This is a genomic window from Paenibacillus sp. NRS-1781, assembly GCF_050467745.1.
GTDB lineage: Bacteria > Bacillota > Bacilli > Paenibacillales > Paenibacillaceae > Paenibacillus > Paenibacillus terrae_A.
In genome coordinates, this window is record NZ_JBITPI010000080.1 from 1 (window position 1) to 7,839 (window position 7,839).

At 49.3% G+C, this 7,839-nt stretch carries 1 protein-coding gene; it reads left to right on the plus strand.

The features are described 5' to 3' along the window. A partial coding sequence (locus ACIFO6_RS23310) for an amino acid adenylation domain-containing protein (protein WP_430044350.1) occupies positions 1-7,839 on the plus strand: 7,839 nt, incomplete at both ends.

The window sequence follows — 7,839 nt, forward strand, 5'->3', positions numbered from 1 at the left end:
CACGTACCTATGAAGGTCGTTCACTTTGGCTCCCTGTTTCGCTTTGTACTCAAAGGCGATCTGGAATTGTTCTTTTATCACATGCTGGAAAAAGGCATTTATATCTGGGAGGGACGAAACTGTTTCTTGTCCACTGCCCATACGAAGGAAGATATTGGGCGAATCGTACAAGCGGTCAAGGATAGCGTGAACGAGCTGCGCAAAGGGGGATTTTTACCGGACACGCCCCCGAATGGAAACGGCCCGGGTCTGGATAAGCAACCTGTACCCATATCCGCATTTCCAGAAACGGTGACATGGAGCGCTCAGGAAAGCATGATTGCGCTGACTCCGGATCAAAAACAGCTTTGGTTCGCCTCTGTCTCGGAACGAAGTGACTCTCAATCCTTACACGAAACCGCCTTACTAAGGTTTCGTGGTCCACTACAACAGGAGATTTTCACCGAGGTTATCCGTAACATTGTGAGCCGCCACGAAGCACTACGTACCTTCATAAGCGCTGATGGGGAGACACAGGTGGTTGCTTCTGTGATGAACATCGAAGTTCCGCTGCATGATTTCTCGGGCTACCCTTCGGATGAACAGGAACAGCATATCCAAACGTGGATGAGAGAAGACAGCACCGTTCCGTTTTCTTTCACGTCGGATGAGCCGCTATTTCGTGTTCAATTGCTGAAAACATCGGAGCAGGAGCATCTGGGTGTGTTTACCTTCCATCATTTGATTGCCGATGGCTGGTCGATGGGCGTATTCATGCAAGAGCTGGAATACTTCTATTCCGCACGGGTTCGGCACGAAACTGTTACCTTACCTGATCCGGTAGCTTTTCGGGATTATGTCGCTTGGCAGCAAGTTCAGCTGAGGACAGGGGGAGGGGAAGCCGTTGCTTTTTGGTCGGCTGTACTGGAAAAGTCTTTGCCTGTACTAGAACTGCCTTCTCCAGTGCGTGGAACACAGTCTCCATCCTCCAACGGAAGTAGACATACCGTTATTCTCGAAGCACCGCTCGTCAAACAGTTAAGAACAACCAGCATAAAGCTCGGCAGCAGTTTATTCATCACCCTGTTATCGGTATTTCAAATTTTTCTGCATCGCCTGACAGGACAGAAAGAAGTAACCGTCAGCGTGCCTACGGCGGGACAATCTCATATGGATGCCTTCTCTCTGATTGGTAATTGTGTCAACTTGCTTCCAGTCATTGGCGAAGTGCGTCCTGATGTTACTTTTAGTGAATATACGCAAGTGATCAAAAAGCGAATGCATGAACTGGAGGCTTACCAAAAATACAGCTTTGCCGGATTGGCTCAACAGGGCCTAAAGCATTTACCTGTGATGAATGTTGTATTCAATATGGATCGGCCGATTCCGCGTTTTCAATTTCAGCAACTGGATGTAGAAGTGCTTGAAAACGAAGTGACTTTCAGCAAATACGAGCTTTTTTTGAATGTTACGGAGGTACAGAAGCAATTACGTCTGGATTTTGACTTTAATACGGATCTCTTTGAAGAAGACACGATTAAAGAATGGTCTAAATACTTCATCCATCTGCTGCATTCCATTGTGGTGGACGAGGGAAGTCGTATTTCCTCACTGTCTTTACTTCGTGGCCCGGAAAAGGAGCAGCTTCTGGCTACTTGGGCTGCGAGCGCCGATATCCACGGTAATTATCCTTGCGTTCTGGATGCATACAAGCAGCCAGCTCCCGCCGGAACAGAGGGGGAAGTGTATCAGGCCTCGACAGGCGCAGGTCTGTTGGGTACGACACGCGAATGGGCTTACGTCAAAAGCGGAGGCAAGCTACAACACATCGGTCATTTAAATCGGATGATCCAGATTCGCGGGCATCAGGTCAATCTGGAACAATTGGAGAAACACCTGCTGCAAACGTTTCAATTGGAGGCCTGCGTCATTACGCCACAAACGGACGTAGCTGGAGAAGTCTCTTATGTAGCTGCTTATGTGGTGGCAAGTGCATCAGCTCCTTGGGAAGAAGCCGAATTGAAGCAAATTGTGAATGAAACATTTCCGGATTATACGCAGCCCCGTTTTTGGATTTCAATGGATCGTATTCCTCTTCTGCCCGATGGACAGACAGATCTACAGGCTCTGCCGGAACCGGGACACTCCAGTATTTTTACGCCAAAAGTTGCTGGCTCTGAGGTGCATGGCGTAGAGGATGGACTCGTGACCATTTGGAAAGACGTTTTGAATATACATGAAGTTAGCCGTCATGATAACTTTTTTCAACTGGGTGGGGATTCGTTAAAAGCGACGGTCATTCTGTCCAGAGTGAGCAAAGAGTTGGGTGTTCAGATTCCACTCGTTCATATTTTTGAGTTGCAAACGATCGCTGAGTTGGCTACCTATGTGGCTGGAGGAACAAAACAGGTGTATGAACCGATTGTACCAGTAGCATCCCAACCCTTTTATCCAGTCTCTTCATCCCAAAAAAGGATGTACGTACTGGATCAATTGGGTGGTGGAACGGCCTACCATGTATCCGGTCAGCTTTATATAGAGGGTAAACTGGAGGTTTCCCGATTTATTGAGGCCGTCAAGGAAGTTGTTTTACGTCATGATTCCTTCCGGACATATTTTGAGCTGGAAGACGGGGAGGTTGTACAAAAAGTTCGAGATTCGATCCTGTTTGACATCCCGTTCTCCCGTATCTCCAAAGAAGAAGCAACACAGGCGCAAGCCTTGTTTGTTCAGCCTTTTGACTTGGGAACAGCACCTTTATTCCGAGCTGAGCTGTTCGAAGTTATTGAGGGCGGCTTCGTGCTGCTAGTCGATATGCATCATATTATTGCGGACGGTTTTTCCATGGCTGTGCTGCTGGATGAGATCATTCGCCGTTATCAGGGGAGACAGCTTGCCCCGATTAAGCTTCATTACAAGGACTTTGTCGCTTGGCATAAGGAGCAAATCAAGGGTAGCGAACTACAAGCAGATGAATCGTTCTGGCTCGAATCCTTGAATGGCGAGCTTCCTGTACTGAACATGCCTACGGACTTTCCGCGTCCGCAAGCCCAAAGCTTTGAAGGAGATAGCTTTACAGTCATGTTGGAACCTGAAATGATCAATGCACTCTACAAGCTGGCCCAAGATACCGAATCAACGATCTTCATGGTACTTTTGGCGGCGTATAACGTTCTGCTGAGCAAATATTCGGGACAAGAGGATATTATCGTGGGTTCTCCTGTTGCTGGAAGACGGCATGCAGATACACAAGCAATGATTGGCCTATTTGTGAATACACTCGTTTTCCGTAACCAGCCTCAAGCGGCTCTAACATTTCAATCCTTTTTGCAGGAAGTCAAGCGAACCTCGCTGCTGGCGTTGGAGCATCAGGACTATCCGTTTGACGAGCTGGTAGACAAGCTGGAGCTGGTTCGCGATTTAAGCCGAAATCCGGTGTTCGATACGATGTTTAGTTTACAAAATGTTGGCACAGATGTTTTGGAGGCCAGAGGCATTCGTTTCAAACCGGAAGAATTGAACGCTGGCATATCGAAGGTAGATTTTTCATTACATGTGACTGAAGAAAAAGATTGCTTATCTTTCACTTGGGAGTATGGCACGAAGCTGTTTAAGCCGGAGACGATCCAGCGGCTGGCGAAGCATTTTGTACGAATTTTGGAGACAGTGACGCAGGATGTTGGGGTGACTTTGGCTGGTATTGATATCGTATCCGATGAAGAGAAGCATTTGCTTGTATCCGGGTTCAACGATACAGCCGTACTTTTCCCGTGGAGTGAAACTCTGCATGGGCAATTTGAAGAACAGGTTGCCAAGACGCCAGAGCGTGTGGCATTGGTGTTCGGGGAACAACACCTGACCTATCGGGAGCTGAACGAGCGTGCCAATCGACTGGCTCGTACACTACGTATTCACGGTGTGACGACAGACCGATTGGTTGGTCTAATGATGGAGCGCTCGGTAGATATGATCGTGGGCATTTTCGGCATTTTAAAGGCCGGGGGTGCGTATGTGCCAATCGACCCGATGTACCCAGAAGAGCGTATCCGCTATATGCTGGACGACTCGGGAGCAGAGCTACTACTGACGCAAAGCCACTTGGTTGAAATCGTAGCCTTCGACGGTAAAGTGCTGGTGTTGGACGGGGAGCAGGCCACGAATGCAGAATCACAGGCGGATACGCAGAGCGAGACGATTCAGGAGCACCAGATTAACACCTCTTTGTATCATGAGGACGGCTCCAATCTGGAACCGATGTCCAGCCCGAACGATCTGGCCTACATGATTTACACCTCAGGAACGACCGGGCAGCCGAAAGGGGTCATGATTGAACAAAGTAACGTTAGCAATCTGATTCATGCTTTAGCTGAGCGTGTGTACAGCCGCTATGACCAGCCTTTGCACGTAGCGTGGCTGTCGGCGTATGTGTTTGATGCCTCGGTACAACAAATTTTTGCAAGTCTGCTATTGGGCCATGCACTGCACGTAGTTGCACGTGATGTCAGTCTGAACGGTGAACAGCTTATCGCTTACTATCGAGAGCATCAGATCGACCTGTCAGACGGCACACCAGCGCATTTGTACATTTTGAGCGAAACAGCCACGGCAACGGAAGCACCTGGAGTGAAGCATTTTCTGATCGGGGGCGAGGCCTTGTCGGTACAACTGGTGAACGGATTTTTGCATAAATGGTTCGATTATCAGCCTGTAATCACGAATGTGTATGGCCCGACTGAAACGACGGTAGATGTCACCGCTTATACAATTGAAAACGCAGAAGACCTGAACGTTCTTTCAGATAAAGGGGTACACACCGTTTCCATCGGAACTCCGTTGGCCAACCAATCCGTATACATTCTGGATGCGCAGCACCAACTGGTGCCGATGGGTGTTGCTGGTGAACTGTATATCGGCGGGGCTGGTGTAGGACGCGGTTATCTAAACTTGCCAGACCTGACGGCAGAGAAATTTATCCCGAATCCGTACGTCGAAACAGAGTCCCGACTAGCTCAAGGATCGCTGGTAACTCGTGTCAACCGAATGTACCGGACGGGTGACCTTGCGAGATGGTTGCCGGATGGCACGATTGAGTGCTTGGGCCGAATCGACCAACAGGTGAAGATTCGGGGGTACCGGATTGAATTGGGTGAGGTTGAGGCGCATTTGCTAAAGGTAGCGGCTGTGCAAGAGGTCATTGTGCTGGCTCATGCGGACGAGCAGAGGCAGCATCAACTCGTTGCTTACTATGTAGCGGAATGGGAAGTGAGTGCCAGCGAATTGCGTGGCTTATTGGGCAAGGAGCTTCCGAGTTACATGGTGCCTTCGTACTTTGTACAGCTGGAGCACATGCCGCTGACACCAAACGGCAAAATTGACCGCAAGGCGCTGCCTGTACCGGACGGAAGTCTGCAAACGGGTGCGGATTATATCGCACCGCGTTCGTGGGTGGAATCGAAGCTGGTGCAAGTCTGGCAGGAAGTGCTGGGCCTGGAGCAAGTCGGCGTGAAAGAAAACTTTTTCGAAATTGGCGGACACTCATTACGTGCGACCACATTGGTCTCGAAGGTTCACAAAGAACTGAACAAATCACTTCCGCTGCGCAACATTTTTGAAGCCCCGACGATTGAACAGCTGGCGGTGGTTATTGAAAATCTCGATCAGGTGGAGTATGCGTCCATTCCGGTAACGGAAGTACGTAACTTCTACCCGCTGTCCTCGGCGCAAAAACGGATGTATGTTCTGCAACAGCTCGATCCCAATGATGTGAACTACAACATGCCCGCCATGTTCCAGGTAAGCGGCCCGTTGGATGTAGAACGGATGGAAGAAGTATTCCAGCAGTTGATCTCCCGTCATGCGACCCTTCGTACTCGCTTTGAAATGGTAAATAGCGAACCGATGCAGCAGATTCAGGATACCGTATCGTTCAAGGTGGAGTATGCGAAGGTGTCGGCAGGGGAAGTACAAGAATGGGTTCAACGATTTGTGCGTCCATTTGATCTGCAAGCCGCTCCGCTGCTGCGGGTAGCCTTGATCGATTTGTGCGTACAGGGAATAGAAGAAAAGCCACAGTATCTGCTGATGCTTGACATGCACCATATTATCTCAGACGGTGTGTCTGCAGGAGTGTTGACCCGCGAATTTGCTCGCCTGTACAGCGGTGAAGAACTGCCACCGCTACGGATACAATACAAAGACTATGCCGTATGGCAGGAAAGTAAAACACAGCAAGATTGGATGAAACATCAGGAAGCATACTGGCTGGGTACATTTAGAGGTAATCTGCCTGTACTGAACTTGCCAACCGACTTTACACGTCCTGCAGTACGAAGCACGGCAGGCGATACGGTGGTATTCGGTCTGGAACGCGAAGTCAGCGAGCGTTTGAAAGAACTGGCAGCACAGACAGGTTCGACGCTGTACATGGTGCTGCTGGCAGCCTATACAGCGCTGCTGCATCAGTATACAGGACAGGAAGACATCATCGTCGGCACCCCGATTGCGGGACGTCCGCATGTGGATCTGGAGCCGATCATCGGGATGTTTGTTGGTACGCTGGCTATGCGCAATTATCCAACCGCAGCGCTAACGTTCCGCCACTACGTGGAGGACGTGAAAACCCGGGCCTTGCAAGCCTATGAGCATCAGGACTATCCATTTGAGGAACTAGTGGAAAAGCTGAACGTGAATCGAGATATGAGCCGCAATCCACTGTTCGACACGATGTTTGTGCTGCAAAACACCGAAGAAAGTGAGCTGAGACTAGCAGATATCAGCTTCTGTCCATTCAGTATGGAACAGGCTCCGGCGAAGTTTGACCTGATGCTGGAAGCCAGCGAGAAGGAAGAAGGTATTCAATTCGGATTAGAGTATGCAACTGCACTGTATGAGCGCGAAACCATCGAGCAGATTACGCGCCACTTCGTACGGTTGGCTGGAGCTATTGCGATGAATCCAGATACGACGCTGGGTGAGCTGGAATGGATCACTACAGAAGAAACAGTACCTGTACTGAAAATCCATCAAGACCGTCAAAAGGCTTCTCGTTACTGGGGGGCATATTTGGAGGGGGATACGGAGCCGTCCCATTTGCCTCAGGCTAAAATGCAGAGTAAGGAGAAATATCAGGCAAAGCACCTTGATTTTGATCTGGGTGTGGGTCTGACAATCCAGATTCAGCAGATCGCTGAGCGTCATCAGGTGACTATAAATACACTGATACAGAGCGTCTGGGGCATATTGCTACAAAAATATAATGGCACGGATGATGTCGTGTTTGGAAGTGTGGTTTCCGAGCGTGCGATGGACGTTTCACAGGTAGGGCAAATCATTGACCAGCACATAAATACGGTACCTGTACGGATCAATAGTCATGAGGAAAGCCTGTTCTCGGAAGTGATGAAGCAAATCGAGAAGCAGTCTGTATCTGTCCATGCGCATGTCTCGTATTCGCTGGATGAAATTCAAGCATTGTTGGAGCTTAAGCAGGATTTGATCAACCATATACTCATTTTTGCAAATGATTCAGTAGAGGAAGAGATTGAGCAAGTGGGTAGCGTTGGAGAAGCTAGTTTCTATGACTTTAATCTGGTGGTACAGCCGGGGAAAGCCATTCACATGAGCTTTAATTACAACGCACTAGTCTTTGAACGCACAAGTATAGAACAAATTCAGGGACATCTGGTGCAACTGCTGAAGGAAGTGGTGGCGAACCCAGATATTCCTGTACGTGAGCTTGATGTAGTAACCAAGCAAGAACGCGAGCAAATTCTTGGCGTATGGGGAGATACCGCAGCGGACTGTCCGAGCGAGCAGACGATTCATGGCTTGTTTGAAGCACAAGCGGCGCAGACCCCGGAG